17 protein-coding genes and 6 tRNA genes are annotated in these 25,294 nt (G+C 45.4%); 18 read left to right on the plus strand and 5 right to left on the minus strand.

Annotation, left to right across the window (positions count from 1 at the left end; translation table 11 throughout):
- The first annotated feature begins 704 nt into the window (after positions 1–704).
- The 10 genes from KO533_RS20230 (at position 705) to KO533_RS20275 (ending at position 7,767) form a co-directional block, all read left to right on the plus strand.
- Positions 705–2,702 carry a methyl-accepting chemotaxis protein gene (locus KO533_RS20230; protein WP_219255866.1) on the plus strand — a complete coding sequence of 666 codons (1,998 nt, stop codon included), beginning with the start codon at positions 705–707 and terminating at the stop codon, positions 2,700–2,702.
- Positions 2,703–2,880: 178 nt separating this feature from the next.
- Positions 2,881–2,971: transfer RNA gene (locus KO533_RS20235), tRNA-Ser, on the plus strand.
- Positions 2,972–3,256: 285 nt separating this feature from the next.
- Positions 3,257–3,347 (plus strand) — tRNA-Ser (locus KO533_RS20240).
- 479 nt (positions 3,348–3,826) lie between these two features.
- The gene (gene uvrY, locus KO533_RS20245; protein WP_006082070.1) at positions 3,827–4,471 is read left to right on the plus strand and encodes a UvrY/SirA/GacA family response regulator transcription factor; all 645 of its coding nucleotides are present in this window, start codon (positions 3,827–3,829) and stop codon (positions 4,469–4,471) included.
- 103 nt (positions 4,472–4,574) lie between these two features.
- Positions 4,575–6,404, plus strand: a complete 1,830-nt coding sequence (uvrC, locus tag KO533_RS20250) for an excinuclease ABC subunit UvrC (protein ID WP_219255868.1) — start codon at positions 4,575–4,577, stop codon at positions 6,402–6,404.
- A gap of 47 nt (positions 6,405–6,451) precedes the next feature.
- Entirely contained in the window at positions 6,452–7,000 is a 549-nt protein-coding gene (pgsA, locus tag KO533_RS20255; protein ID WP_028759642.1) for a CDP-diacylglycerol--glycerol-3-phosphate 3-phosphatidyltransferase, read from the plus strand.
- 214 nt (positions 7,001–7,214) lie between these two features.
- Positions 7,215–7,290 (plus strand) — tRNA-Gly (locus KO533_RS20260).
- A gap of 43 nt (positions 7,291–7,333) precedes the next feature.
- Positions 7,334–7,407 (plus strand) — tRNA-Cys (locus KO533_RS20265).
- Positions 7,408–7,456: 49 nt separating this feature from the next.
- Positions 7,457–7,543, plus strand: a tRNA-Leu gene (locus tag KO533_RS20270).
- 137 nt (positions 7,544–7,680) lie between these two features.
- Positions 7,681–7,767 (plus strand) — tRNA-Leu (locus tag KO533_RS20275).
- A 465-nt stretch (positions 7,768–8,232) separates the two neighbouring features.
- On the opposite strand, the gene KO533_RS20280 is transcribed toward KO533_RS20275, so the two are convergent.
- Both KO533_RS20280 and pepE read right to left on the minus strand, forming a co-directional pair.
- A complete protein-coding gene (locus tag KO533_RS20280; protein ID WP_251073506.1) occupies positions 8,233–9,816 on the minus strand; it encodes a glucan biosynthesis protein G in 1,584 nt (527 codons plus the stop codon).
- A 452-nt stretch (positions 9,817–10,268) separates the two neighbouring features.
- Positions 10,269–10,982: a dipeptidase PepE gene (pepE, locus tag KO533_RS20285; protein ID WP_219235326.1), complete on the minus strand. Its 714-nt coding sequence runs from the start codon at positions 10,980–10,982 to the stop codon at positions 10,269–10,271.
- A 435-nt stretch (positions 10,983–11,417) separates the two neighbouring features.
- Between pepE and htpX the strand changes: the two genes are divergently transcribed.
- Positions 11,418–12,281, plus strand: coding sequence for a protease HtpX (gene htpX / locus KO533_RS20290; RefSeq protein ID WP_006082065.1), 864 nt, complete (start codon positions 11,418–11,420; stop codon positions 12,279–12,281).
- A 109-nt stretch (positions 12,282–12,390) separates the two neighbouring features.
- On the opposite strand, the gene KO533_RS20295 is transcribed toward htpX, so the two are convergent.
- Complete coding sequence (locus KO533_RS20295; protein WP_219255872.1) at positions 12,391–13,344, minus strand: LysR family transcriptional regulator ArgP; 954 nt, start codon at positions 13,342–13,344, stop codon at positions 12,391–12,393.
- 125 nt (positions 13,345–13,469) lie between these two features.
- On the opposite strand from KO533_RS20295, the gene KO533_RS20300 reads away from it, so the two are divergent.
- Entirely contained in the window at positions 13,470–14,087 is a 618-nt protein-coding gene (locus tag KO533_RS20300; RefSeq protein WP_028759646.1) for a LysE/ArgO family amino acid transporter, read from the plus strand.
- Positions 14,088–14,332: 245 nt separating this feature from the next.
- Here the strand turns inward: KO533_RS20300 and bcp are convergent, their stop codons facing one another.
- Both bcp and KO533_RS20310 read right to left on the minus strand, forming a co-directional pair.
- Complete coding sequence (gene bcp / locus KO533_RS20305; RefSeq protein WP_219255874.1) at positions 14,333–14,800, minus strand: thioredoxin-dependent thiol peroxidase; 468 nt, start codon at positions 14,798–14,800, stop codon at positions 14,333–14,335.
- Positions 14,801–14,803: 3 nt separating this feature from the next.
- Positions 14,804–15,355 (minus strand): ACT domain-containing protein, encoded by a 552-nt coding sequence (locus KO533_RS20310; protein ID WP_028759648.1) that lies wholly within the window; start codon positions 15,353–15,355, stop codon positions 14,804–14,806.
- A 172-nt stretch (positions 15,356–15,527) separates the two neighbouring features.
- Between KO533_RS20310 and dapA the strand changes: the two genes are divergently transcribed.
- The 6 genes from dapA to KO533_RS20340 all read left to right on the plus strand — a co-directional run bounded on the left by dapA (position 15,528) and on the right by KO533_RS20340 (position 25,238).
- Entirely contained in the window at positions 15,528–16,412 is an 885-nt protein-coding gene (gene dapA, locus KO533_RS20315; RefSeq protein ID WP_131523286.1) for a 4-hydroxy-tetrahydrodipicolinate synthase, read from the plus strand.
- A gap of 3 nt (positions 16,413–16,415) precedes the next feature.
- On the plus strand, positions 16,416–17,513 hold the full coding sequence (gene bamC / locus KO533_RS20320) for an outer membrane protein assembly factor BamC (protein ID WP_219255876.1): 1,098 nt from the start codon (positions 16,416–16,418) through the stop codon (positions 17,511–17,513).
- A 368-nt stretch (positions 17,514–17,881) separates the two neighbouring features.
- A complete protein-coding gene (locus KO533_RS20325; protein ID WP_219255878.1) occupies positions 17,882–18,964 on the plus strand; it encodes an efflux RND transporter periplasmic adaptor subunit in 1,083 nt (360 codons plus the stop codon).
- On the plus strand, positions 18,961–22,056 hold the full coding sequence (locus tag KO533_RS20330; RefSeq protein ID WP_131523289.1) for an efflux RND transporter permease subunit: 3,096 nt from the start codon (positions 18,961–18,963) through the stop codon (positions 22,054–22,056). Before KO533_RS20325 ends, KO533_RS20330 begins: the two co-directional genes overlap by 4 nt.
- A gap of 193 nt (positions 22,057–22,249) precedes the next feature.
- A complete protein-coding gene (gene htpG, locus KO533_RS20335) occupies positions 22,250–24,163 on the plus strand; it encodes a molecular chaperone HtpG (protein ID WP_212600168.1) in 1,914 nt (637 codons plus the stop codon).
- A 211-nt stretch (positions 24,164–24,374) separates the two neighbouring features.
- Positions 24,375–25,238, plus strand: a complete 864-nt coding sequence (locus KO533_RS20340; protein ID WP_219255880.1) for a tetratricopeptide repeat protein — start codon at positions 24,375–24,377, stop codon at positions 25,236–25,238.
- Positions 25,239–25,294 lie beyond the last annotated feature (56 nt).

Here is a 25,294-nt window from a genome sequence, read left to right on the forward strand (position 1 = left end):
ATGATGGCCTTTTTTGTTTGTGCAATTTGAACCAAGGTTCCTCATTCTAAGTTCAGCTCCTCCGCCATATTTAGTCAAAACGCCGCTAAGCAATTAGCGGCTTTTTGCATTTATACAGTTTGAACCCTTGGGTTCCTGATTTGAAGCGCAGCTCCTGTGCCATATTCACGAGAAAGGCCATCAGTAATGATGGCCTTTTTTGTTTGTGCAATTTGAACCAAGGTTCCTCATTCTAAGTTCAGCTTCTCCGCCATATTTAGTCAAAAAGCCGCTAAGCAATTAGCGGCTTTTTGCATTCATATCGTTTGAACCCTTGGGTTCCTGATTTGAAGCGCAGCTACTGCGCTTATTCAAGAGAAAGGCCATCAGTAATGATGGCTTTTTTGTTTGTGCTATTTCAGCTCTTAGGTTTTGACCCTAAACGTGGCGTCAGTGCCATGCTTTAGGGAAAGACTATCTGTCATGATTGTTCATTGTGTTAACCCTAGATTCTTCATTCTGATATCAGTGACTGCTACTGATTAATGGGCTTTTTTATCCGCGCTTCTCGTTTATGGTCTACACTAAGTTTGTGGCCAAGTTAATGGTTTTTATGGTCTTTAAAATTTGCACTAGGATGGTGCGACGTATGATTCTCGACAGTCTTGGACCATACGGCCGAACAATTCTCCCATCTGGGTGACTTATTTTAAGTAGAGAAAGCTATGTTGTTACCTACACGTATTTCGCAGCGGCTCACAATGGGCAGTGTAGTGCTGCTTCTACTCACCGGGCTCGCGGTTTTTGGTGTGATGTCACTTCGAGGGCAGCCTCGAGTGGTGGCGGCGAGTCAAGAGTTAATTGAGCAAACGGGGAGCAGTATCGTAAGGCAACTCGCACTTAAGTTGGCAAGCATTGAGGGGATTACTTTAAGCCTTGCACACCTCGCAGAAGTGCTACCCCATGAGCAAGCTCTTTATCTTAACTCCTTACCTAATTTGATTGATAACAATGGCGATCTCACTATTGCTGGGGGCGGGATCTGGCCTGAGCCAGATAAATTCGTCGCTGGGAGTGTCCGCCACAGTTTTTTCTGGGCCCGTGGTAGCGATAATCTACTGGTTTATTCGGATGACTATAATGCGCCATCTGGCCCTGGGTATCATAATGATCCTTGGTATACGGGCGCGCGGACTAGCTCAGTATCTCAATGTTTATGGTCAGAGGCTTATCAAGATCCAGTCACAAAGGTGGCTATGGTGACATGTAGTGTGCCATATCGTCTCTCGGGGATATTTGCAGGGGTCGCAACGATAGATTTAAAACTTGATGATTTAGCTAAATTTTTAACAGAACATGGCAATGTGACTGACGGTTATGCTTTTGCTTTAGACCAAGCAGGTAATATCTTACATTTTCCTGAAACGAATAAGTCCGACACTTTGTTACGTTTTACGGATCTCGTCGGGCAGTTACCTTGGCTTGCCCCCGTTGAAACTGCACTTAAGCAAACCTCAATCAACAAAGTGGTGTCTGTAAGCTTAAATAAGGATGGAAGACTTAATCAGGCGAGTGAGGTGAGTCTTTTTGTGATGCCTGATACCGGATGGGTGATTGGCCTTGTGACGCCTAAAACGCGAGTCACAGGGCTTGCCCGTGAGCTAACATTTGATATTTTATTGTTTTTATTACCATTACTCGCCATTTTACTTTCTCTGGCTTGGTTATCGGGTAAAAAACTGTTGGCGCAACTTGAGGAAACCACAGATCAAATTGCTTCCCTTGGGAGCGGTAGTTTGGGGGCGAATGTTGAACTGCAAATTCAGCGGGATGATGAGATTGGTGCTTTGCGCCGAGCCGTAAACACCTATGCAGGGACGTTAAGGGCAATGTTAGATCTGATCACTCAAGAAGCGAAGAAAATTCAATTTGAGGCAACGCAATTAAGCGGACTTAGCCGTAAGTTAGCTCAGCGCGCAGAGCAACAGCGGCTGGAGAGTGCACAATTAGCCGCTGCGATAACGCAAATGTCTTCAAGCGCTATGGAAGTCGCGAATAATACCAATGATTGTGCTGCAACTGCGCAATCGTCTTTGATTGTAGTGCGAGAAGGGCAAACTCGTGTTGCAGCCAGCAATACTTCCATCGAGGCATTATCAGGAGAAATTGCCAACGCAACTAAGGTGATATCCCAATTGGCCCAAGACAGTCAAAAGGTGGGCGCTGTATTAGATGTGATTAAGGCGATTTCTGAGCAGACTAATTTGCTCGCTCTCAATGCGGCAATTGAGGCGGCTAGAGCGGGCGATCAGGGTCGTGGTTTTGCAGTCGTTGCTGATGAAGTTCGAACCCTTGCGGGGCGAACTCAAGATTCGGCCAATGAAATTAGTACCATGATTAACGCTTTGCAATCGGCTTCGCGGCTCGCTGTGCAAGCAATGCAAGCTGGGGAGTCCCGCACTGTCCATGCGGTTGCGGAGGCTGAGGGCGCTGCCAATTCTCTATCGAGTACCGTACAAAGTTTCGATGATATTTCACAGCGTGCCCAACAAATCGCGTTAGCTGCTCAGCAGCAAAGCCAAGTCACTCAAGAAATTAATGAGTTGGCGGTGCGAATAAATAGCATCAGTGAAGATAACTCTCTCGATGCAACGGCGCTTGATGTGTTAAGCCTTGAGATGCAGAAACTATCTGACCGTTTAATCAATATCAATCGAGCTTAGTCTTAATATAGTGTGAAGTGTGCCACCTTAAAATGGCGCTTCAACTGACAAGGGTGTCAAAGATAAGTTGAATAACGCGATATTTTTAAGCGGATTGGATGTAGATTGACCATGTAGATTGCTTCTTTAAATTAAGGGTTTACAGCAGAGTAGTAGATAGCTATTATCTCGCTCGTTCGGAGGGGTGGCAGAGTGGTTTAATGCACCGGTCTTGAAAACCGGCGTGGGTTTATAGCCCACCCAGGGTTCAAATCCCTGCTCCTCCGCCATATTTAGTCAAAATGCCGCTAAGCAATTAGCGGCATTTTGCATTCATATCGTTTGAACCCTTGGGTTCCTGATTTGAAGCGCAGCTTCTGTGCCATATTCACGGGAAAGGCCATCTGCAATGATGGCCTTTCTTGTTTGTGCAATTTTCATTTCAGTTTTCTCATTCTAATCCCTTTGTTATTCACGGCTTTCGATTTAAGTGAATATGAAATAGTCAATCAACACTATTAACCATAAATTTAAGTTTACAGTGGCGACAGAGATAGCTATTATCTCGCTCGTTCGGAGGGGTGGCAGAGTGGTTTAATGCACCGGTCTTGAAAACCGGCGTGGGTTTATAGCCCACCCAGGGTTCAAATCCCTGCTCCTCCGCCATATTTTACAAAAAAGGCCATGTTTATTCATGGCCTTTTTTGTGTGTGAAATTTGAACTAGGGTTCTCAATTCTAAGCGCAGTTCTTACGCCTTTTTGCATTTAAGCTATTTAAAAACCTTAGGTTCCTGATTCTAAGCGTATCTCTTCTGCTATATTCACGTGAAAGGCTAACAGTAATGATGGCCTTTTTGTTTTTCTTGAACTGAAAAATTGCCTATATTTGCTGGATACTTTTATATCGATTTAACAGGGATTTTAGGCTGGTCATTCTGGGGTTATTGCTTCGTTTTTAAACGCTTTTTATTGGTATGCTATTCTGGAATCCTTCCTTTAAATATCATCTAGTTAACAATGTTGAATTTATGCTTTGCGAAATGGGGTTGTTGGGCTAAATTAGCCCTATGAACTCGTTATCCGTTTGCCATGTTGCTTTGTTTAACACACGGATCGAGCTGTAAATTGTAAAAGGTGGGTTAAGTTGATTTCGATATATTTGGTTGACGATCATGAGCTTGTGAGAACTGGGATCCGCCGCATCTTGGAAGATGAACGTGGGATCAAAGTCGTGGGCGAAGCCCCTGATGGTGAGACTGCGGTGCAGTGGGCTCGCCAGAATGAAGCGGATGTGATCTTAATGGATATGAATATGCCTGGGATGGGCGGATTGGAAGCCACTCGAAAAATTTTACGATATCAACCCCATGCAAAAATTATTGTATTAACTGTACACACGGAAGATCCGTTCCCAAGTAAGGTGATGCAGGCTGGTGCTTCGGGCTATTTAACAAAAGGAGCGACGCCGCCGGAAGTATTGCAAGCGATACGTCAGGTCTCTCGCGGACAACGTTATTTGTCCCCAGAAATTGCCCAACAGATGGCGCTGAGTCAATTTAATCCCGCCGATGAAAACCCGTTTAAGTCTTTGTCCGAGCGCGAGTTACAGATCATGTTGATGATCACCAATGGCGAGAAGGTTAACGATATTTCTGAGCAACTGAACTTAAGTCCTAAAACCGTTAACAGTTACCGTTATCGTTTATTTGCTAAGCTGGGGATCAGTGGTGATGTCGAACTAACGCGGTTAGCTATTCGCTATAAGATGTTGGATGCTGGCCATTTTTAATGGAAAGTGGATTGCGTTGGTCGATGACTTTAATCTAGCGAGTTCTTGGGTTATATGTTCCTATGTTGTTTGTGTTAAGTCTCCAAAACTGTGGGTGTGAATGATGTCTAATGAATTTAACGCCCAAAGTTTCTTACGTACTGTTTCATCCTCCGCTGGGGTTTATCGCATGTATGACGTCAAGAATGACGTCATTTATGTGGGTAAAGCCAAAGATCTTAAAAAACGGCTCACCTCGTATTTTCGTAAAAACCTCGGTAATGTTAAGACCCAAGCCTTAGTTTCACATATTCACCATATTGATGTGACGCTGACCCACAGTGAAACAGATGCTCTGTTGCTTGAGAATGATTACATCAAGCAATACATGCCAAAATACAATGTGTTGTTGCGTGATGACAAATCTTACCCTTACATCTTATTAAGCCAGCATGAGCACCCAAGGCTTGCCTATCATCGCGGTCCGCAGCGGGAAAAAGGCCACTATTTTGGTCCTTATCCCAATGGCGGTGCTGTGCGTGAAAGCCTGCATTTGATGCAGAAGCTGTTTCCTATTCGTCAATGTGACGATCTTTACTACAAATCGCGCTCACGCCCTTGTTTGCAATATCAACTGTCTCGCTGTAGCGCGCCCTGCGTGGGCAAAGTCAGTAACGCTGATTACGATGAGCAAGTGAAATTAGCCAGCCTGTTTTTAAAGGGGAAAGATCAGCAAGTGATCAGCGCCTTGGTTGATAAAATGGAACTTGCGGCCGAGCAGCAAGCCTATGAACAGGCTGCACGATTTCGCGATCAGATCATGGCGCTGCGTAAAGTTGCCGAGCAACAGGAAGTCTCTAATAATAAAGGCGATATGGATGTTATTGGGGTGCATTATGCGTCAGGCATCGCCTGTTTCCACCTGCTATTTATCCGCGAAGGTAAAATTTTTGGCAGTCGTAGTTATTATCCTTCAGTGCCAGCCCAAACTGATATGGATGAGGTGCTACGCTCCTTTATCCTACAGTTTTATTTAAATGCAGATATTCAACGCACTATTCCAAAAGAAGTGGTGATTAGCCATAATTTTGAAGAATTACATGAACTTGAAGCGGCGATTTCAGAGGCGCTAGATAAAAAGTTTTCGATTAAGACCAATGTTCGCGCCGACAGGGCGAGCTTCTTACGTTTAGCCGTGACTAATGCGACGAATGCAGTGGTTACGCGCCTGTCCCATAAGAACACCGTCGAACAGCGTTTTGTGTTACTCGAAGAAATCTTAGAGTTGAGTGGGCCTATCCAGCGGATGGAATGTTTCGATATCAGTCATACCATGGGGGAGAGCACCGTTGCCTCCTGTGTGGTGTTTAATCGAGAAGGACCGCATAAAGGCGAGTATCGTCGTTATAATATTGACGGTATTACGCCGGGTGATGATTATGCGGCGATGAAGCAAGCGGTGAGCCGACGTTTCGATAAATTTGAAGCGGGCGGCAAAATCCCTGACATTCTGTTTATTGATGGTGGACTAGGGCAGTTGCGTATTGCCCAAAAGATAGTAGATGAAAAGTTTGTTCATTTGGATAAAGCGCCGCAGCTTATTGGGGTGGCGAAAGGTGAGGGCCGTAAACCTGGGCTTGAAACCTTGATCTTAGGGGATACCGAAACTAGCTTTTCCCTCGAAGGGGATTCGCCAGCACTGCACCTTATCCAACATATTCGTGATGAATCCCATCGATTTGCAATCACTGGCCACCGTAACCGTCGCCAGAAAACCCGTAATACTTCAACACTGGAATCTATCCCTGGTATTGGTCCTAAACGTCGTAAAGCTTTGTTACAGCATTTAGGAGGCTTACAGGAAGTGAAAGGGGCAAGTGTGGCGGAATTAGTCAAAGTACCAGGGATCAGCATAGAAATGGCACAAACCATTCATGATGCATTGCGAGGGTGATAAAATTAAGGCAAGATTGGCGCTGCTTTTGACTAACTGGTTTGATCATGCCGTTTAACTTACCTATAGCATTAACTCTTTTCAGGCTTTTTTTACTGCCCATTTTTGTGGTGCTGTTTTATTTACCCTATGACTGGACCCCTTTTGTTGCCGCATTTACCTTTTGGCTTGCGGCGTTAACGGATGCATTAGATGGTTATGCTGCCCGTAAATTGAAACAATTAACTCGTTTTGGCGCTTTTCTTGACCCAGTCGCTGATAAGTTGATGGTGATTACAGCTTTAGTTTTGTTGGTCGATCAATACGCGAATATCTGGCTGACATTGCCCGCCCTGTTTATGATAGGTCGCGAGATTGTCATTTCAGCGTTGAGGGAATGGATGGCTGAAATTGGTAAACGTGGTACTGTCGCCGTGTCTTGGATTGGTAAATATAAGACGGCTGCGCAAATGGTGGCAATTATTGGGCTGATTTGGCAATACAATCCTTTAATGACGAATGCCGCATTTGTACTGTTATATATCGCCGCTGTATTAACGTTTTGGTCAATGATGAGTTACATTTTAGCCGCTTGGAAAGATCTTACCGCTGAATAGTGCAATAAAAAATCAAAGAGATTATTTAGTGTGCAAGCAGTAAGTTATCGATAAAACAGCGGTTGACACTGGGTGGTAAATCGGTAGAATGCCACCCCGTAGACAAGAGGCAATGTGTAAACAAAGTCTTAACGATACCCAATATTGATGTTTGATATTAGCTAGGTAATAAAGTGAAATGCTTTGTTTATCTGAGTGAATAGTAAAACAAGATGCGACATTAGCTCAGTTGGTAGAGCGATACCTTGCCAAGGTATAGGTCATCGGTTCGAACCCGATATGTCGCTCCAATATTTTTAAAGTCTAATTCTATCGACATGAGTTAGCAACTATGGCGCGATGGCAGAATGGCTATGCTGCGGATTGCAAATCCGTCGATCTCGGTTCGACTCCGGGTCGCGCCTCCATAGATTAAAGTATTAATGACACGATTCCCGTCGTTAATATCAAGAGTTTGCCCGAGTGGTGGAATCGGTAGACACAAGGGATTTAAAATCCCTCGCTGGTAACAGCGTGCCAGTTCAAGTCTGGCCTCGGGTACCATTATTTTGATAGTGATGGTAAAAATAAAGTCAGAATCTTCAATAGGCTTTATTAAATAGATTTATTAGTGTAAAGCGTTAATTATTTAGAGTTAATAATATTTTTGACATGATTCCCGTCATTAATATTCAGCGTTTGCCCGAGTGGTGGAATCGGTAGACACAAGGGATTTAAAATCCCTCGCTGGTAACAGCGTGCCAGTTCAAGTCTGGCCTCGGGTACCAAAAAAGAAAAAGCCTCGATATTTATATCGAGGCTTTTTTGCATTTAGATTTCTACTTTTAGTCGGCATTCTTCGTGAGGGGTTTAAGGTCAAACTTGACTGACACACTTAACGTACTGCTTACTTTAGTTCGCAGAGGTCCTTGCGGCGACGCACATCAGGAGAGGCTAATAACCCTAAAATCACACAATAGTGCTACGTTTTAAGCTGATAGTGTCATTTGAATTAAGCCTGTAGTTATGTTGGCAGAGAAGTCGGGCGATAAGGTATGGGATTATGTTTGCTGAAAAGCAGGTCGTGAGTTTTTAGCCTTGGCTTGTTCTATTTATGCTAGAGATAAAACCTATAAATAGTAAGCCTATAAATAAAATCCTAGGTATAAAAAAGCGCCAGTAAAAACTGGCGCTTTTATTCATTTACTCGGTCAGTTTATGCTTGTTAGACAGTGATACTCGTGAATATCAGCTTATTGCCAATCATCGCTATTCCAGCGGTACAGCCAAGTCGCTGCAAGTGGTTTATCGTCTTTCTTAAGCTGTATTCTCAGTTCGGCTACATTGGTACTTTCTGGTTCGAAGCTGATAAATACTCGAGCGCCATTGATGTCTGGGTGGGCGACAATCCGAGACGACAGGATTTTACCTTTGCTGATGCTGGCATCGATGATAATTTTATCAATATCTTGCGGCTTGATGTTACTGAAATCGATAAGTAATTCTTTGCCTTTTGCTAACACTTGCCCCTTAGTACTGCGGACAACACGTGCTTTTGACGCCGTAGAAGGGCTGTCGTTTGAGGCTGTTATGCGATAGGAGTATTTATAGGGCTGATCCTTTTTCAGTCCGCCTTGCGGCTCCCAATAGGCAACTATGTTGTCGTTGGTTTCAGCATTAGAGGGAATTTCAAGCAACACCAGTTGGCCTTTGCCCCAATCATTGAGGGGTTCAATCCATGCAGAAGGTCGAAGTTGATAGTTTGCACTCAGATCTTGATAGTCTTCAAATTTACGATGGCGTTGTATAAGACCAAATCCCTTTATATCTTCATCGCCAAAAGCACTGATCTGCAGTTTGTTAGGATTATTTAATGGGCGCCATAGGCGTTCGCCATTACCGCGATCAATTTGTAGGCCGTCGGAGTTATGTACTTGTGGGCGGTAATCGGGTTTATCTGAGTTATCGAGTCCGCCGAAGAGGAACATAGAGGTCAGCGGTGCAAGACCCACATGCTGGATATCTTTGCGTGGGAATAAGGTTACATCCACTTCGACACGTGATGGTGCACCGGGATAAATACCAAAACGATAGGCGCCAGTGACACTTTGGCTATCTAGCAGAGCATGAACCACAATTGCCGTCTGATATTTAGATGGGCGCTCGACCCAGAAACGCTTAAACAGGGGATATTCTTCACCTTTTGGCTGAGCGACATCAATCGCTAAACCACGATTAGACAAGCCATAGGTTTGCCCTTTAGAGAGCACGCGAAAATAGCTCGCACCTTGAAACATGATGAATTCATCTTTTATTTCATCATCATTGATAGGGTAATGTAAACGCACACCCGCGTATTGGCCCACTTGGGTGATGAGTTTTTCAATGGTGTCGTTAGGGACATCGAATGAAGCTTCTGTTAGCTCAATTGGAATAGCTTTGCTGTTTTCGACCACGTCGATATCGACAAGGTTTTTATAGAGAAAGCCTGGAGCAAAAAGTTGTACCGAAAATTTGGTCGGTGTTCCGCCCCAAATCGCGGCATTTTCTTGGTAATTGATTTTGCCATAGGTCGCGAAATCGAGATCAACCAGCTCTTTAGGTGCTTTTTTCGCTTCTTTAAATGGCTTTTGCGACAGTTGTTGAGCGAGTTCAATAACTGTGTCTTGGGAGAATTTTTTAGATTTCTTCTCTGGTGCAGGCGTTGGTGTTGTCTCTGCCGCTGCGGCATTGACGTTGTTTATGCCGACGACATAGACGATGGCGGTCAAGATGACAAAAGGTAGTTTTTTGAGTAATGCCGGATAACCGGTAGGGTAATTTATCATAAGATTCATTCGCAAAATGGAAACTCCTTACTAAAATGACGCTGATTCATAGGCACAATATATGCTTCAGTCTATCTAATCCCTAAATATTAATAACTTGTCTGCTATAAAATCCTCAGTCGTGGGATTCGAGTAGCTGAGGTGAGGGATAATTTTACCTGCGTAGCTAGAGATTTGTAACATAAATTATGCTTGGCGCTATTTTAGGTGTAGTTCTCAATACTTTGCGGTGTGATTTTACGATAAATAATCGCAATTGGTACTACAGTAAAAACTGTCTTGGCTGAGCTAACACTGTTCTCATTGAATTCAGTGGCATTTTTACACAAAATTGGCGCAGTTGAATCGAGAGTGTTAATTAAAAACTTACAATATCAAATAGTTAATCTTAATTATTGCTAATGAGTGATTCAGGCTCACGGTGTTAACTGTGAGCCCATTTAGATATGCTAACGTGGATATTAGGACTTGAGTAAGTGCGATAGGTCACTGCCTACAGGAATTAGGATCTCTTGCTGCTCACCACAGAATAAATACGCAGGTTTGTCACCTAAGAGTGATAGTGTGTCTCCTTGTCGCCACAAAGCTGAGCCTTCAACTATGCCGATCACTGGGGTTAATGGGTCGACTTTAGTGAATTCTAATAATCGCTGGGCACGGGTTTCACCATTGTGGCCCGGTGCTTGGTAATTGGAATAGTGTGGATTGAGCTGGAACGGCACTAAGTTTAATGCGTTGAACGAAGGCGGTTCGATGATCGGCATATCATTAGTGGTGCGAATACTCAGTCCCGATACGTTTGAACCCGCACTCCAGCCGATATAAGGTTTACCAAGGGCGACTTGCTCACGAATAAGCGCGACCAGATCATAATGATATAGTTGGTGTAACAGGTGAAAGGTGTTACCCCCACCGATTAAAATTCCATCGGCATCTTTTATTGCTTGTTTAGGGTCTGGATGCTGATGAATACCACTGATATCGAGTTCAAGCTCAGCTAACCCAGTCACGACAGACGCTAAATAAGTGTCATAACTCATGCTAACCCCTGCATAGGGGATAAAAATCCATTTTTGTGCGTTGGCGGTGAGCGGTTTAATAAAAGGGATCGCGTGGGCAAGATAAGGCGTATCACCGACACGAGAGCTGCTCAGTAGTAGGGCGTTGATTGTCATTTTGTATCCTGAAATCTCGGAGTGTATTGGTATGTTAACAAAGATTAATTCCGATAAACATACAGAGTTAAAGCAGAATTGCGCTCTAGCACGGCTAGCGGCGGTGTTTTTCAAGATAGTTATCCCCACCAAGATAGAGCGTTCGGGGCATTCTACTTCTGTATTGCATCAATGCAAAAGTCAGTGATTGATGCGCCTTGAATTAAAGCTCTTAGAACGCGATGAAACTCGTATCTTGAGGTTGCTTGGGCATAAGTTTAAGTTTCGATTAATATACTGTCCCTAGACTCTCGGCCATGAAAGGCAGTGTCTATATACGAGAAAGATAACCTATTTTAAAAACTCTTTTCTTTTACCACTTGAATTTCGATGATTTGGACATATTATGTCTTTGAACAAAGTTAAATGGCCTATTCTTGCCCTAAAGGAGCTGAAATGAAGCGTATATTTCTATTGATTGCGACTAACCTAGCTGTGTTGCTAGTAGCCTCAATTGTAATGTCTATTCTAGGCGTGAACACGTCTACTATGGGTGGACTGCTGGTGTTCGCTGCCATTTTTGGATTCGGTGGGGCCTTTATCAGCTTAGCCATTTCAAAATGGATGGCGAAAAAGACCATGGGTTGTGAAGTCATCACCACCCCACGTGACAGTACCGAACGTTGGTTAGTAGAGACGGTTGCCCGTCAAGCTAAGCAAGCGGGGATTAAAATGCCAGAAGTGGCGATTTATCAATCGCCTGACATGAATGCGTTCGCTACTGGTCCAAGTAAAGACAATTCATTAGTGGCTGTGAGTACGGGTCTGTTATATGGCATGAGCCAAGATGAAATTGAAGGCGTATTAGCCCACGAAGTTAGCCACGTTGCTAACGGTGATATGGTGACCTTGACACTGATCCAAGGTGTGGTAAATACCTTTGTGATCTTCGCGGCCCGCGTAGTTGCTGGCATTATCAACAACTTCGTGTCGAGCAATGATGAAGAAGGCGAAGGTTTAGGCATGTTTGCTTACATGGCCGTTGTTTTCGTATTGGATATGTTATTCGGTATCTTGGCTTCAATCATCGTCGCTTACTTCTCACGTATTCGTGAGTACAAAGCCGATGAAGGCGCGGCCCGTTTAGCGGGTAAAGGCAAGATGATTGCTGCGCTTGAGCGTTTACGCCAAGGCCCTGAAAGTACGGCAATGCCTGCACAAATGTCAGCCTTCGGTATTAACGGCAAGCGTTCAATGGCGGAAATGATGATGAGTCATCCTCCATTAGAGAAACGTATTGCTGCGTTAAGAGCGAGCTAATAAAGAGTGAGTTAACTCTTAAATGTCAAATCTGAGTGCTTAAGACTCACTTGATATTAGATTGAAGGCTTTTAACATCGGGCTCAAACTTTGGTTTGAGCCCGATTTTTTATGCCTGCAGCAAATTATGCTGCGCTGTTGCTGCAAGGGCACGGTAAACCAGTGTCGTTTGTTTTGCTTTGATATTCCAATGCTGCCAAAACAGCGGCACCCGCATGCGCCGTTCTGGGGTGATCTCAATCAGTATCCCTTTATCGATTAATGGTTTAGCTTGTAAATGCCCAACGAGTCCATAACCTAAACTCAAGTTAATCGCTTCTAAAAAGCTCTCGGAAGAGGGGATAGTATGTTGCCACCATTGCCCTGGGGTCATATTGAAATACTGGGCGAGAAACTTCTCATGCAACTTATCTTTGGTGGAGAATACTACTGCTGGCGCCTTTGCTAACTGAGCTTGGTTGATGGCGTTGAATGACGAGGTGTTACTAAATGGTAAGGTTCCGCTAAATGACTGAGTATCGCTCAGATCGCTAAAATAGCGTGCGGCAAATTCGGGCGTGGCTACACACAAATATTCCATGGTGCCTAAAAATTCACTGCTGCAACCCGCCATTGGTACTTCGGTTGTGGTGACACATCCGACCGCTTCACCATTTTTCAATAGATGATGGGTGTAAGACTCGTCATCGACGATCAATTCTAATAACCAAGCATGGCGACTGAACATGCCTGCCAGTGCAGGTAAAAACCAAGTGGCTAAACTGTCGGCATTCACAGCGATGCGCACTGTGGTTGGATGGTTGGGATCGTCGGCGTCCATCTCAGCTCTTAATTCACTTTCGAGTAATTGTACCTGTGAATAGTGACGCAGCAGGCGCTTACCTGTGGGCGTTGCGACCACAGGATTGGAGCGAATAAGCAGTGACTGACCAACTTTTTCTTCAAGTTGTCGAATGCGCTGTGATACCGCCGACTGGGTGATGTGCAGCACTTTGGCGGCGCGGTCGAAGCCGCCTTCCGAGACCACAACGGCGAGCGCTTTGAGATTGGCGTATTCCAGCATAGTCATCCTTAATCGATCTGTGTTTGATGGTTATTAATTTTACTTATGATACATAAAAAACATTAGTTATATTAATTTTGTTGTTTTGACTATGCTAGCGCCTTCTTCGAACATGAGAGGTGGTTATGCAAGCGGCATTTATACAAGGTATGGGGATTGGTGGGAGTTTGATTATTGCTGTGGGCGCGCAAAATGCCTTTGTGCTCAAGCAAGGCATCAAGCGCTCATACCCGTTACCGATTGCCTTGCTCTGCTCTATCATTGATGCGCTGATGATCACTGCGGGTGTCGCGGGGCTAGGACATATTATTGAGTCGTTTCCCACTATTAAGCATGTGGCGAGTTTCGGTGGTGCTGCGTTTCTACTTTGGTATGGTGCGAATGCGCTAAAGGCGTCGTTTGTGGCTAAGGGCATTGAGATGGATCAAGCCGATAATGCGGACACATTTAAGAAAGCCGTACTGACGACGCTTGGGATCAGTTTACTTAATCCGCATTTGTATCTTGATACTGTGGTGTTGCTCGGCAGCATTAGCACTCAATTTGATGATTTCGATCGGCCTTGGTTTGGCGCGGGTGCCGTACTGGCATCATTTATTTGGTTTTTTGGCTTAAGTTTTGGTGCGCGTTTGTTAGCGCCCATTTTTACTCGCCCAGCGGCATGGCGTTACCTTGACCGTTTTATTTGGTTAACCATGTGGAGCATTGCCGCTGCGATTATTTGGCCCTATGTGGCAGGATAAACCGACGTTGTGATGCCATAGAATACGGGCATAGCTGAATGCTTTTGCGGTTTTTTTGCTTGGTTAGACCGCATCTTGTGATATGAAAGTGAAAATTTTTCATGAAAAAGGTCCTGATTTCAGGACCTTTTCGTTATCGATTGCCGATTATTTATTCAGTCTACCAAGATCAACTGACAACGTTTACACTTTTGTGCCGATTAAAGCAGCAGCTTGAAGCCTTGTATTCGTCGTCATATTAGTCATTAACCCGCGATTTGCGCGAGTACGACTTCATGGTGATCTTTGGTTTTAAACTTATCGAATACGTAGGCGATGGTGCCGTCGGTATTGATAAGGAAGCTTAATCTGTGGATGCCATCATAGGTTTTTCCCATGAATTTCTTTTCACCCCAGACCCCAAAAGCGTCGGCGACACTGTGGTCTTCATCGCTCAGCAAAGTGAAGTTGAGTGCTTGTTTCTCTGCAAATTTAGCCAGTTTAGCCACAGGATCTGGGCTAATGCCAAATACAGTGACATTATGACTATCGAGCTCGGCTTTACTGTCACGTAGGCCGCAGGCTTGAACTGTGCAACCCGGCGTTGATGCTTTCGGGTAAAAATACACTAAAACAGGGCCTTGCTTAAGGCTGTCAGCCAGCGATACTGAGTTGCCATGTTGATCTTGCAGTGTAAAGTGAGGCGCTTTTGCCCCAGCCGTTAAGGTATTCATCTATTATCCTCTGTCCTCTAAGATGGCAGTGCCTTCCATACGACGAATAGTACAATCTAAGGTCATATCTTGGGCGAGCTGATAGATACTCTGTTCGAGCTTTTCTAGTTCAACTTTTTCAGGAATATTAATGGTTAGCGACACATTTTGCGTTTGTTCACCACCGGGGAGTTCCTCAGAAAATGAACGTACTGCGGCAAGATCTAATGACCTGTCAGCAAGGAACTGGGTAATGCGTTTAATGGTGCCGCGTTGGTCCTTACCCGTGAAGCGTACTTCGAGGCGAGAAAGGTAGTTTTGTGGTGTGTGTTTAGAGGTGCGTTTCATCACCGTCAACAGTTCTAACTCAACGCTCAGACTGGGGAACATACTTTCAATTTTCGTTATTGATGCCCACGAGCCAGACAACATCATAATTAGGGTAAATTCGTTACCAAATAATGCCATACGGCTGTCGACGATATCGCAGTCACAGTCACTGGCAAGTCGAGCTAGTTTACTTACAAGTCCAGGACGGTCGAGACCCATCGCTGTTACGACCAGGAAATTGGTCATGAATTTTCCTCACTTTTTCGATATCATAGAGCGAAAACTCAGGGTTAAAGCTGAGTTTTTGTGCGGGATGTAATGCTACCATAACTAATTCAATTTGAGAGCCCCGTTAATGCTTGTCATTAGTGGTTGGCATCAGTACCATAGCGAATCCTGAAATCTTGGGGAAAGTCAGATGATAAACGGAAGCATCGTAGCCTTAATCACGCCAATGAACAGTGATGGCTCAGTAGATTTTGCAAGTCTTGAAAGGTTAGTCGAATTCCATATTGACCAAGGCACAGATGCCATTGTTGCCGTTGGTACTACTGGCGAGTCAGCGACTCTGCCTATGCCTGAGCATGTAGCGGTCGTTTCACAAACCGTTAAATTTGCTGCGGGACGTGTTCCTGTCATTGGTGGCAATGGCGCCAATGCCACATCTGAAGCCGTTGAGCTCACCAAGTCCTTATCTAAGGTGGGTGTTGCCGCTATGCTTGGCGTAACGCCATATTATAATAAGCCAACGCCTAAGGGATTGATTGCGCATTATAAAGCCGTGGCCGCTAGCACAGATATTCCACAAATTCTTTATAATGTCCCTGGCCGTACTGCCGTTGATATGCTGCCAGAAACTGTTGCCGAGCTTGTTAGCGTAAGCAACATTATTGGTGTAAAAGAGGCGACCGGTGACTTATCACGTGTAAAACGTCTGCGCGAACTGTGCGGCGATGATTTCCTCTTGTATAGCGGTGATGATGCCACTGCCAGAGAGTTTTTACTCTTAGGTGGAAATGGCGTAATTTCTGTTGCTAACAACATAGTACCAAAGGCTTTTAAAGCTATGTGTGATGCGGCGCTCGCGGGCCATGCCGAGCTGGCTCAGAGCATAGATACCCCGCTGCGCGGTTTGTATAGCACACTGTTTTGTGAAGCCAACCCTATCCCAGTAAAATGGGCTGCCCATCGTATGGGTTTGATTGAATGTGGCCATATTCGTTTACCTTTGACTGAACTTTCTGAGCAATGTCATGGTCTGTTGATAGAAGCAATGACTCGTGCCCAGATAGAGGTTAAATAATTAATGTTAAAGAAAGTCACTCCACTGATCTTAGTTGCTGCTGTTGCAGCCTGTAGTTCGCCACTTGATCGCCGCCAAGCGAACGGTAACGACGACTATGTTCAGGCCGAGCAAGCGCCTTTGCTTAAGATCCCCGCGGGATTAAAAACGCCACCCTACAATAAAGAATTCGATGTACCAGCACTGGGTTCTAAAGTGAATGCTTCGCTGTATGGCAAAAACTTAGATATCCGTCCGCCACTGCAAGTACTGCCAATGGCGGAAGGTACTCATGTGGAAGAGGGCAGTGACAACATTAAAATCGTGGTTGAATCCATAGACAATGCTGTGGATTTGAAACAAGAAATCTTCACAAACTTAGATGGTTTCTTTGCTCAAAAAGGTATTGCTGTTCGTAGCCGAGATTTTGATAAAGGCAACGTAGAAACCGATTGGATTGAAAGTCGTGAAGTGATTGAATCGAGCATGTGGGGTGCGGATAAAGTTTATCTGTTGCGCCAACGCTATCGTTTTGACGTGGAAACGCGTCCACATGGTCGTACTGCCAATATCGTTATTCACTTAGTTGAACACGAAGAGTTCTACGACGATAAAGCGCAACAAGTTTTATTAAGCGGTGAAGATAAGCAAAGATACACTATTGATATGCTGAACAGCGCCATTGCGTATATCAGCGTTAAGCGCGATCAAGCGATCCAATCGAATCGTTTGAAGCAAACCTTAGGTATTAATGTTGATCTCGTGACGCCTGAAGAAGGTAAAGCTTACTGGTCTGCTAAAGCCTCTTATAAGCAAGTGTGGGATCGTCTACGCATAGTGCTACCAGAAATGGGCTTTGAAATTGCCGATATGGATAGTGCTAAAGGATTGTACTTTATCAAGTTTGACGATAACTCTGGTTTCTGGAGTTCATTGTGGGGCGAAGATAAGTTAGCACTGAAAGAAGGTAGCTACCGTTTACTGCTTGAAGATGGTGATACTCCAGAAGAAACGAAAATCTTCCTTCGCGATAACGAAGATCAGCCATTAAGCGATGAAGTGGTTAGCAATGTGTACCAGTCACTGTCAAACCTGATGAAAGAAGAACGTCGAATACGTTAATTTCAGCAGTTGACTAGAAAAGGGCGAATTATCGCCCTTTTTTATTGGCTGCGATTTGAGTTTTAAGCAGGGAGTTGTCGATTATCTAGGCGATCTGTGTTTCAGGATTTAATTATCTATATACCAATCTTTTTCAAATGGTTTTAGTGATAAATGTTGATTTAGTGGCAATAAGTAAAATTAATCACTTAACAACCTTGTTATCGTACTGCATTCTGGCAACTCTGCCATTGATATCGCCAAGGACACTTAATCATACATATTTTGCGCTATCAGCGTAATTTGTAAGAAAAAGTAAAACATATTGATGCGATGATGTGAGTGAGTAAACTAGCCGTCATTAATGCGAGTCATTCCTTGGAAGCCCGATGAAAAAAATTATTCTAATAATCGCCATATTGGCCGCGGCATGGTTTGGATACCAAGCCATGCAACCGCAAGAGATTACTGCAGCCCAGATTAAACTCATACCTAATGTAGTGATTGCCACTGCCGCTATTGCGCCCATTCGCGATGAAGTTGAAGCTATTGGTAGCAATAAAGCCGCAGAATCTGTAACGATAACGCCTAAAGTCACCGACATGGTGATAGCGCTTAAATTTGACGACGGCGATATCGTTAAAAAGGGCGAGTTATTAGTCCAACTGCAAAATGCTGAGCAGATCGCTAAGGTTAAAGCCGCGCAAGTCAAAGTCAGTGATAATCAACGTGAATTAGCTCGGATCAGTTCGTTGGTGACTAGCCGCACTGTGGCCGAGTTAGAACGCGACAGATTACAAACCCTTATTGATACCACCCGTGCCGAGCTCGAACAGGCGCAATCATCACTCAATGATCGCAGTATTCTGGCGCCTTTTAATGGCCGTTTAGGCTTACGTCAAATCAGTGTGGGCAGCTTAGTGTCGCCCGGCACTGTGATTACGACATTGGATGATATTTCTACCATTAAGCTCGATTTTTCAGTGCCAGAGCGCTTTATTCAAGATTTAGAGCCAGGTAAAAAGGTGGAAGCCAAAGCGGTCGCTTTCCCTGATGTGACTTTCAAAGGTGTGGTGACATCGATTGATAGCCGCGTGAATCCAACCACGCGCACAGTGATCGTTCGCGCCGAAATCCCCAATCCTGAGCTGCGTTTATTACCGGGCATGTTGATGAAGGTCAAACTCATCAAGCGTAGCCGCGAGGCCTTGATGTTGCCTGAATCTGCCATTATCCCGATCCAAAACAGCCATTATGTTTACAGCGTCAATGCTGACAAGGTGATTGAACGTAAACAAGTCACTATTGGTATTCGCACTCGTGGCTGGGTGGAGATCTTAGACGGTTTAGCCTTAGGCGAAAACGTGGTGATCCGCGGCTTACTGAAAGTTCATCCTGGGGATAAAGTGCAAACTGAGTTCGCGGAAAAGTTTAGTTATCTTGCCGATACGAACGCGGAGCCAAGTGTATGATCCTTACTGATCTCTCGGTCAAACGTCCCGTATTTGCCTCAGTGATCAGCTTGTTGCTGGTCGCTTTCGGGCTTGTCTCCTTTGATAAATTGCCCCTGCGCGAATACCCGAATATAGATCCGCCAGTGGTATCTATCGACACGAATTACCGCGGTGCCAGTGCTGCCGTGGTGGAAAGCCGCATTACCCAATTGATTGAAGACAGGATCAGTGGCGTCGAAGGCATTCGTCACGTGAGTTCATCGAGCAGTGATGGCCGCTCATCGGTTACCTTAGAGTTTGATATTAGTCGTAATATTGAAGATGCAGCTAACGATGTGCGCGACAGGATCTCAGGTTTACTCGACAATTTACCCGATGAAGCTGATCCCCCAGAAGTACAAAAGGCCAATGGCAGTGATGAAGTGATCATGTGGCTCAATCTCGTGTCGGATCAAATGACGACCCTAGAATTGACCGATTACACCAACCGTTATTTGTCGGACCGCTTTTCGGTGGTCGATGGTGTGGCGCGGATGCGTATTGGTGGTGGTAAGGTTTACGCCATGCGCGTTTGGCTTGACAGACAAGCCTTGGCCTCTCGTAGTTTAACGGTTGCCGATGTTGAGGCCGCGCTCAGAGCTGAGAACGTCGAGTTACCTGCAGGTTCGATAGAGTCGAAGGAGCGGCACTTTACTGTGCGACTGGAGCGGGGTTATCGCACTGCCGAAGATTTCGCAAACTTAGTGATCACCCAAGGGGAAGACGGTTATTTAGTCAAACTGAGCGATGTCGCACGGGTGGAAATTGGCTCTGATGAAGAGCGGATTATGTTCCGTGGCAACAAAGAGGCAATGATAGGTTTAGGCGTGTCTAAACAATCAACCGCCAATACGTTGGAAGTGGCGCGCGCAGTGAACGCGCTGGTTGACAAAATCAACCCGACCTTGCCAGCGGGGATGTCGATTAAACGCAGCTACGATAGCTCAGTGTTTATCGAAGCCTCGATTAAAGAAGTGTATCAAACCCTGTTCACAGCGATGATTTTAGTGATTATCGTGATTTATCTGTTCCTTGGCAGTGTGCGTGCTATGTTGATCCCCGCGATCACTGTGCCAGTGTCTCTGCTCGGCACCTTTATTGTGCTGTATGCACTAGGTTATACCATTAACCTCTTGACCTTATTGGCAATGATCCTCGCCATTGGTATGGTGGTGGATGATGCGATTGTGATGCTGGAAAACATCCATAGACGTATCGAAGAAGGAGATTCACCACTCAAAGCTGCTTTTCTCGGTGCGCGTGAAGTGGCTTTTGCTGTTATCGCGACCACACTCGTATTGGTCGCGGTATTTATGCCAATCACTTTCCTTGAGGGTGACTTAGGTAAACTCTTTAAAGAGTTTGCCGTGACCATGAGTGCGGCCGTGCTGTTCTCTAGCCTAGTGGCGCTCACACTCACGCCCATGATGTGCTCTAAGTTGCTTAAGCCGAGCTCGCAGGATTCTTGGTTGGTACGTAAGGTCGACGGCATAATGACAAAAGTGTCAAACCGGTATCAATTGTCCTTAAAATCCGCCATGGCTCACCCGATATTGGTGTCGATTCTGGTGTTAGTCGCATTAGGTTCTAGTGTCTATTTAGTCCAAAAAGTACCGCAAGAATTTGCGCCACAGGAAGACCGTGGTTCGTTATTCTTGATGGTCAACGGGCCACAGGGCGCGAGTTATGAATACATAGAATCCTATATGAATGAAGTGGAAAACCGCTTGATGCCATTGGTCGAAACGGGTGATATCAAACGTCTGCTCATTCGTGCCCCCCGTGGTTTTGGCCGCGCGGCGGATTTCTCTAACGGTATGGCAATCATAGTACTGGAAGACTGGGGCAAACGTCGTCCAGTAAAGGAAGTTATCGTCGACATTAATAAACGTCTTGCTAATCTCGCAGGGGTGCAAGCGTTCCCTGTGATGCGCCAAGCCTTTGGTCGCGGTGTAGGTAAACCTGTGCAATTTGTGATTGGTGGACCTAGCTACGAAGAGCTTGCCCGCTGGCGCGATATCATGATGCAAAAGGCGGCACAGAATCCCAAATTATTGGGATTAGATCACGATTATAAAGAGACTAAGCCTCAACTTCGAGTCGTCATCGACAGAGACAGAGCCGCGAGCCTTGGAGTGTCGATTTCAAACATTGGCCGTACGTTGGAATCCATGCTGGGCTCACGCTTAGTGACGACGTTTATGCGTGACGGTGAAGAATACGATGTGATCGTTGAAGGCGAGCGCGATAATCAAAATACGGCGGCGGATCTGCAAAATATCTATGTTCGTTCCGAGCGCAGTCAGGAGCTTATTCCGCTGTCTAACTTAGTGACTGTGGAGGAGTTTGCCGACGCCAGTTCGCTGAACCGTTACAATCGTATGCGCGCGATCACCATAGAAGCCAGTTTGGAAGATGGTTATAGTCTAGGTGAAGCCCTTGATTATATGAATCAATTGGCGCGTACCTATTTGCCAGCGGAAGCGGTGATTAGCTACAAGGGCCAATCCCTCGATTATCAAGAGTCGGGTAGCTCTATGTACTTCGTATTCATCCTCGCACTGGGGATTGTATTCCTCGTGCTCGCGGCGCAGTTTGAGAGTTATATCCACCCTGTGGTGATCATGCTTACTGTGCCGCTCGCCACCGTCGGTGCCTTAATTGGTTTGTGGCTCACGGGGCAGAGTCTCAATATTTACAGTCAGATAGGCATTATTATGCTGGTCGGGTTAGCCGCGAAAAATGGCATCTTGATTGTCGAGTTTGCTAATCAATTGCGGGATAAAGGCGTTGATTTTGATAAGGCCATTATTCAAGCGTCAGCGCAGCGGTTACGACCTATCTTAATGACAGGGATCACCACTGCCGCTGGCGCCGTGCCATTGGTGTTGGCGGTAGGCGCGGGTGCTGAAACTCGTTTTGTGATTGGTGTAGTGGTGTTGTCGGGGATTTTACTGGCAACCCTATTCACTATTTTCGTGATCCCAGCCGCTTATGGACTCTTTGCCCGCAACAGCGGATCGCCCGAAGCCATCGCCCAACAGTTAGAAAAAGAATTAGCCCAAGACTAGCGCCTAACACCGGCTGATGTTGAAAGCACACGAAAGTCCACATATATAGGCGCTTGGTATTCATCAAGCGCCTTATTTTTCGCCATTCGAACCTCGTTTTAGCCCTTGCCCTTGAAAAGCAAATTTGGAGCCCCATTTAGTAAACACTAAGCGTTACTTTTACCAAATTGCGTAACAAATAAAGGAAAATTTCATGTCACAACAAGAAACTCATGGTTTTCAAACAGAAGTCAAACAGCTGTTGCATTTGATGATCCATTCTTTGTATTCCAACAAAGAAATTTTCTTGCGTGAACTGGTCTCCAACGCTGCGGATGCGGCGGACAAGCTGCGTTACCTGGCGTTGACCAATGACGCACTCTATGAAGGCGACGGTGAACTGCGAGTCCGTATCAGTGCCGATAAAGAAAAAGGCACTGTGACCATCGAAGATAACGGCGTGGGTATGACCCGCGACGGCGTGATTGAGCATTTAGGCACAATCGCAAAATCAGGCACCGCTGATTTCTTTAAGAATCTATCGGGCGAATCCTCAAAGGATTCCCAGCTAATCGGTCAGTTCGGTGTCGGTTTCTATTCGGCTTTTATCGTGGCGAAAAAAGTCACCGTTCGCACCCGTGCTGCCGGTCATAAGGCCGATGAAGCCGTATTGTGGGAATCAGAAGGCGAGGGTAACTTCACCGTTGATACCATCACTAAGGCGAGCCGTGGTACTGAAATTACGCTGCACCTGCGTGACGAAGAAAAAGAATTTGCCGATGATTGGCGCCTGCGTTCGATCATCACTAAATACTCAGATCATATCTCTGTGCCAGTCGAAATGTGGCAAGAAGGCTCGCCAGAGCGTGATGGTCCTGATGGCGAAAAAATTCCTGCGACCGAAGGTCAATGGAAAGTCATGAACAAAGCCACGGCTTTGTGGATGCGCAATAAAGCTGACATCAGTGACGAAGAGTATCAAGAGTTTTACAAACACATTTCCCACGATTATACCGATGCACTACTGTGGAGTCATAATCGGGTAGAAGGTAAGCAAGAATACACTAACCTATTGTATATTCCTGCAAAAGCGCCTTGGGATATGTGGAATCGCGACCGTAAACACGGCCTAAAACTGTTTGTGCAACGTGTGTTCATCATGGATGACGCTGAGCAATTTATGCCATCTTATCTGCGCTTCGTGCAGGGCTTAATTGACTCAAACGATCTGCCGCTGAACGTATCCCGCGAAATTCTGCAGGATAACCACGTGACCAAAGCGATGCGTACTGGTATCACCAAACGTGTGCTTGGCATGCTGGAAAAACTGGCGAAAGACGATGCGGAAAAATATCAACAGTTCTGGGCTGAATTTGGTCAAGTGCTGAAAGAAGGGCCTGCGGAAGATTTCGCCAACCGTGAGCGTATCGCGGGCTTATTACGTTTTGCCTCGACCCACACGGGCAGTGCTGCGCCGACTGTGTCACTTGATGACTACATCAGCCGCATGAAAGAAGGCCAAACTAAGATTTATTACATTGTTGCCGACAGCCATGAAGCCGCCGCTAACAGCCCACATTTAGAGTTGCTACGTAAGAAAGGCATTGAAGTCTTACTGATGTCAGAGCGTATCGACGAGTGGCTAATCAACCACTTAACTGAGTACAAAGAGAAACAATTGCACTCAGTGACCCGTGGTGATTTAGAACTTGGCGAGCTGGAAGATGCATCTGAAAAAGAAGCGCAAGAAAAGCTTGAGCAAGAATCGGTAGCTTTAGTTGAACGCATTAAAACGGCATTAGGCTCAACCGTTGCGGATGTGAAAGTCACGTCACGCTTAACCGACACTCCTGCCTGTGTGGTGGCGGGTGAAGGCGAAATGTCGACTCAGATGATCAAGCTGATGCAAGCTGCGGGTCAACCTGTGCCAGAAGTGAAGCCGACATTTGAGATCAACCCAGCGCACCCATTAGTATCGCGCTTAAATGATCTTCAAGATGAAGCCGTCTTCGCGGATTGGTCAAATCTGCTGCTGCAACAGGCGCAATTATCTGAAAAAGGTAGCCTTGCGGACCCATCGGCCTTTATCAAGCTGATGAACCAAATGTTACTGGCTAACATGAAGTAAATGACTATCGGGGCCCTTCTTTGAACGGCCCCGATATTGTTTCTAGTGCAGGAAGAGTGGTTTGCGCCTAGCCTGTCACTCAATTCATTAGCGATAATACAAGCTGTTAAGACAACGATTTTAAAATAGCGCGTTGAAACTGAGTGCTAACGCTTAGTTTTAAAAGAATAAGGCCTCCCATGATTGAGGCCTTAAACGTTAAGGGAATACTATGGATAATATCCTCAGCCTGACTAAAGACAATATTCAGCAAGTGGTTGACGCCTCGATGCAACAGATCGTGGTGTTAGCATTTTGGGCACAGCCACAGGAACAAAGTGTGGCTATGCTGCACACCTTAGAGAAAATTGCCGCGCAAAATGCGGGTCGATTTGTGCTCGCAAAAGTTGACTGTGAAGCCGAATTAGAAATCGCCAATTACTTTCGCATTCAAAGTCTACCGACTACGTTAGTATTGGATAAAGGTCAGCCTGTAGATGGTTTTGCTGGCCTGCAAGATGCGGCGCAAGTCACGGCTATGCTGGATAAATATTTACCACCTATGTGGCAGTTACAGTTAGCACAGGCCAAAGCATTACTCGCCCTGAGTCAAGTTAGCGCAGAGGATCTTGCCACTGCCGCCGTGTTGCTTAAAGACGCGCATGCGGGGTCAAATCAAGCGGGTGAGGTGAGTCTAGTGCTTGCCGATGTGTATCTTATGCAGGGCGAATTAGTGTTAGCACAAGCCATGCTTGAGAAGGTAGGGCTTGCTGACCAAGATGGTTACTACCAGAGTTTAAAAGCTAAGCTCGCACTTGCCTTAGATGCGGCGGATACCCCTGAAATTCGCGATTTGCAGCAAAAGTTTGAGCAAAATCCAACAGATTTAGTGTTATTACTCGAGCTGAGTAAGGCATTGCATGCTGCTCACCGCGATGATGAAGCATTAGAACTGTTATTCGGTGTGCTCAGTAAAGATTTAGGTGCTGAAAATGGCACAGTAAAACAAGTGTTTATGGAAGTATTAACGGCACTTGGCCAAGGTAATCCCATAGCCAATCAATACCGCCGTAAGCTCTATACTTTGCTCTATTAATGAAAAAAATCGCTTAGTAACCGCAGTTTATTTGCGGTTTCTGAGGCTAAAGTCGA

The organism is Shewanella sp. NKUCC05_KAH, from assembly GCF_019345585.1.
Taxonomy (GTDB): Bacteria; Pseudomonadota; Gammaproteobacteria; order Enterobacterales; family Shewanellaceae; genus Shewanella; species Shewanella oncorhynchi.

Bases quoted from the DNA above. Each gene is read 5' to 3' on its own strand.
- KO533_RS20230 (WP_219255866.1), top strand. From the start codon at position 705: ATGTTGTTACCTACACGTATTTCGCAGCGGCTCACAATGGGCAGTGTA.
- uvrC (WP_219255868.1), top strand. From the start codon at position 4,575: ATGTCTAATGAATTTAACGCCCAAAGTTTCTTACGTACTGTTTCATCC.
- pgsA (WP_028759642.1), top strand. From the start codon at position 6,452: ATGCCGTTTAACTTACCTATAGCATTAACTCTTTTCAGGCTTTTTTTA.
- KO533_RS20280 (WP_251073506.1), bottom strand. From the start codon at position 9,816: ATGAATCTTATGATAAATTACCCTACCGGTTATCCGGCATTACTCAAA.
- pepE (WP_219235326.1), bottom strand. From the start codon at position 10,982: ATGACAATCAACGCCCTACTACTGAGCAGCTCTCGTGTCGGTGATACG.
- htpX (WP_006082065.1), top strand. From the start codon at position 11,418: ATGAAGCGTATATTTCTATTGATTGCGACTAACCTAGCTGTGTTGCTA.
- KO533_RS20295 (WP_219255872.1), bottom strand. From the start codon at position 13,344: ATGCTGGAATACGCCAATCTCAAAGCGCTCGCCGTTGTGGTCTCGGAA.
- KO533_RS20300 (WP_028759646.1), top strand. From the start codon at position 13,470: ATGCAAGCGGCATTTATACAAGGTATGGGGATTGGTGGGAGTTTGATT.
- bcp (WP_219255874.1), bottom strand. From the start codon at position 14,800: ATGAATACCTTAACGGCTGGGGCAAAAGCGCCTCACTTTACACTGCAA.
- KO533_RS20310 (WP_028759648.1), bottom strand. From the start codon at position 15,355: ATGACCAATTTCCTGGTCGTAACAGCGATGGGTCTCGACCGTCCTGGA.
- dapA (WP_131523286.1), top strand. From the start codon at position 15,528: ATGATAAACGGAAGCATCGTAGCCTTAATCACGCCAATGAACAGTGAT.
- bamC (WP_219255876.1), top strand. From the start codon at position 16,416: ATGTTAAAGAAAGTCACTCCACTGATCTTAGTTGCTGCTGTTGCAGCC.
- KO533_RS20325 (WP_219255878.1), top strand. From the start codon at position 17,882: ATGAAAAAAATTATTCTAATAATCGCCATATTGGCCGCGGCATGGTTT.
- KO533_RS20330 (WP_131523289.1), top strand. From the start codon at position 18,961: ATGATCCTTACTGATCTCTCGGTCAAACGTCCCGTATTTGCCTCAGTG.
- htpG (WP_212600168.1), top strand. From the start codon at position 22,250: ATGTCACAACAAGAAACTCATGGTTTTCAAACAGAAGTCAAACAGCTG.
- KO533_RS20340 (WP_219255880.1), top strand. From the start codon at position 24,375: ATGGATAATATCCTCAGCCTGACTAAAGACAATATTCAGCAAGTGGTT.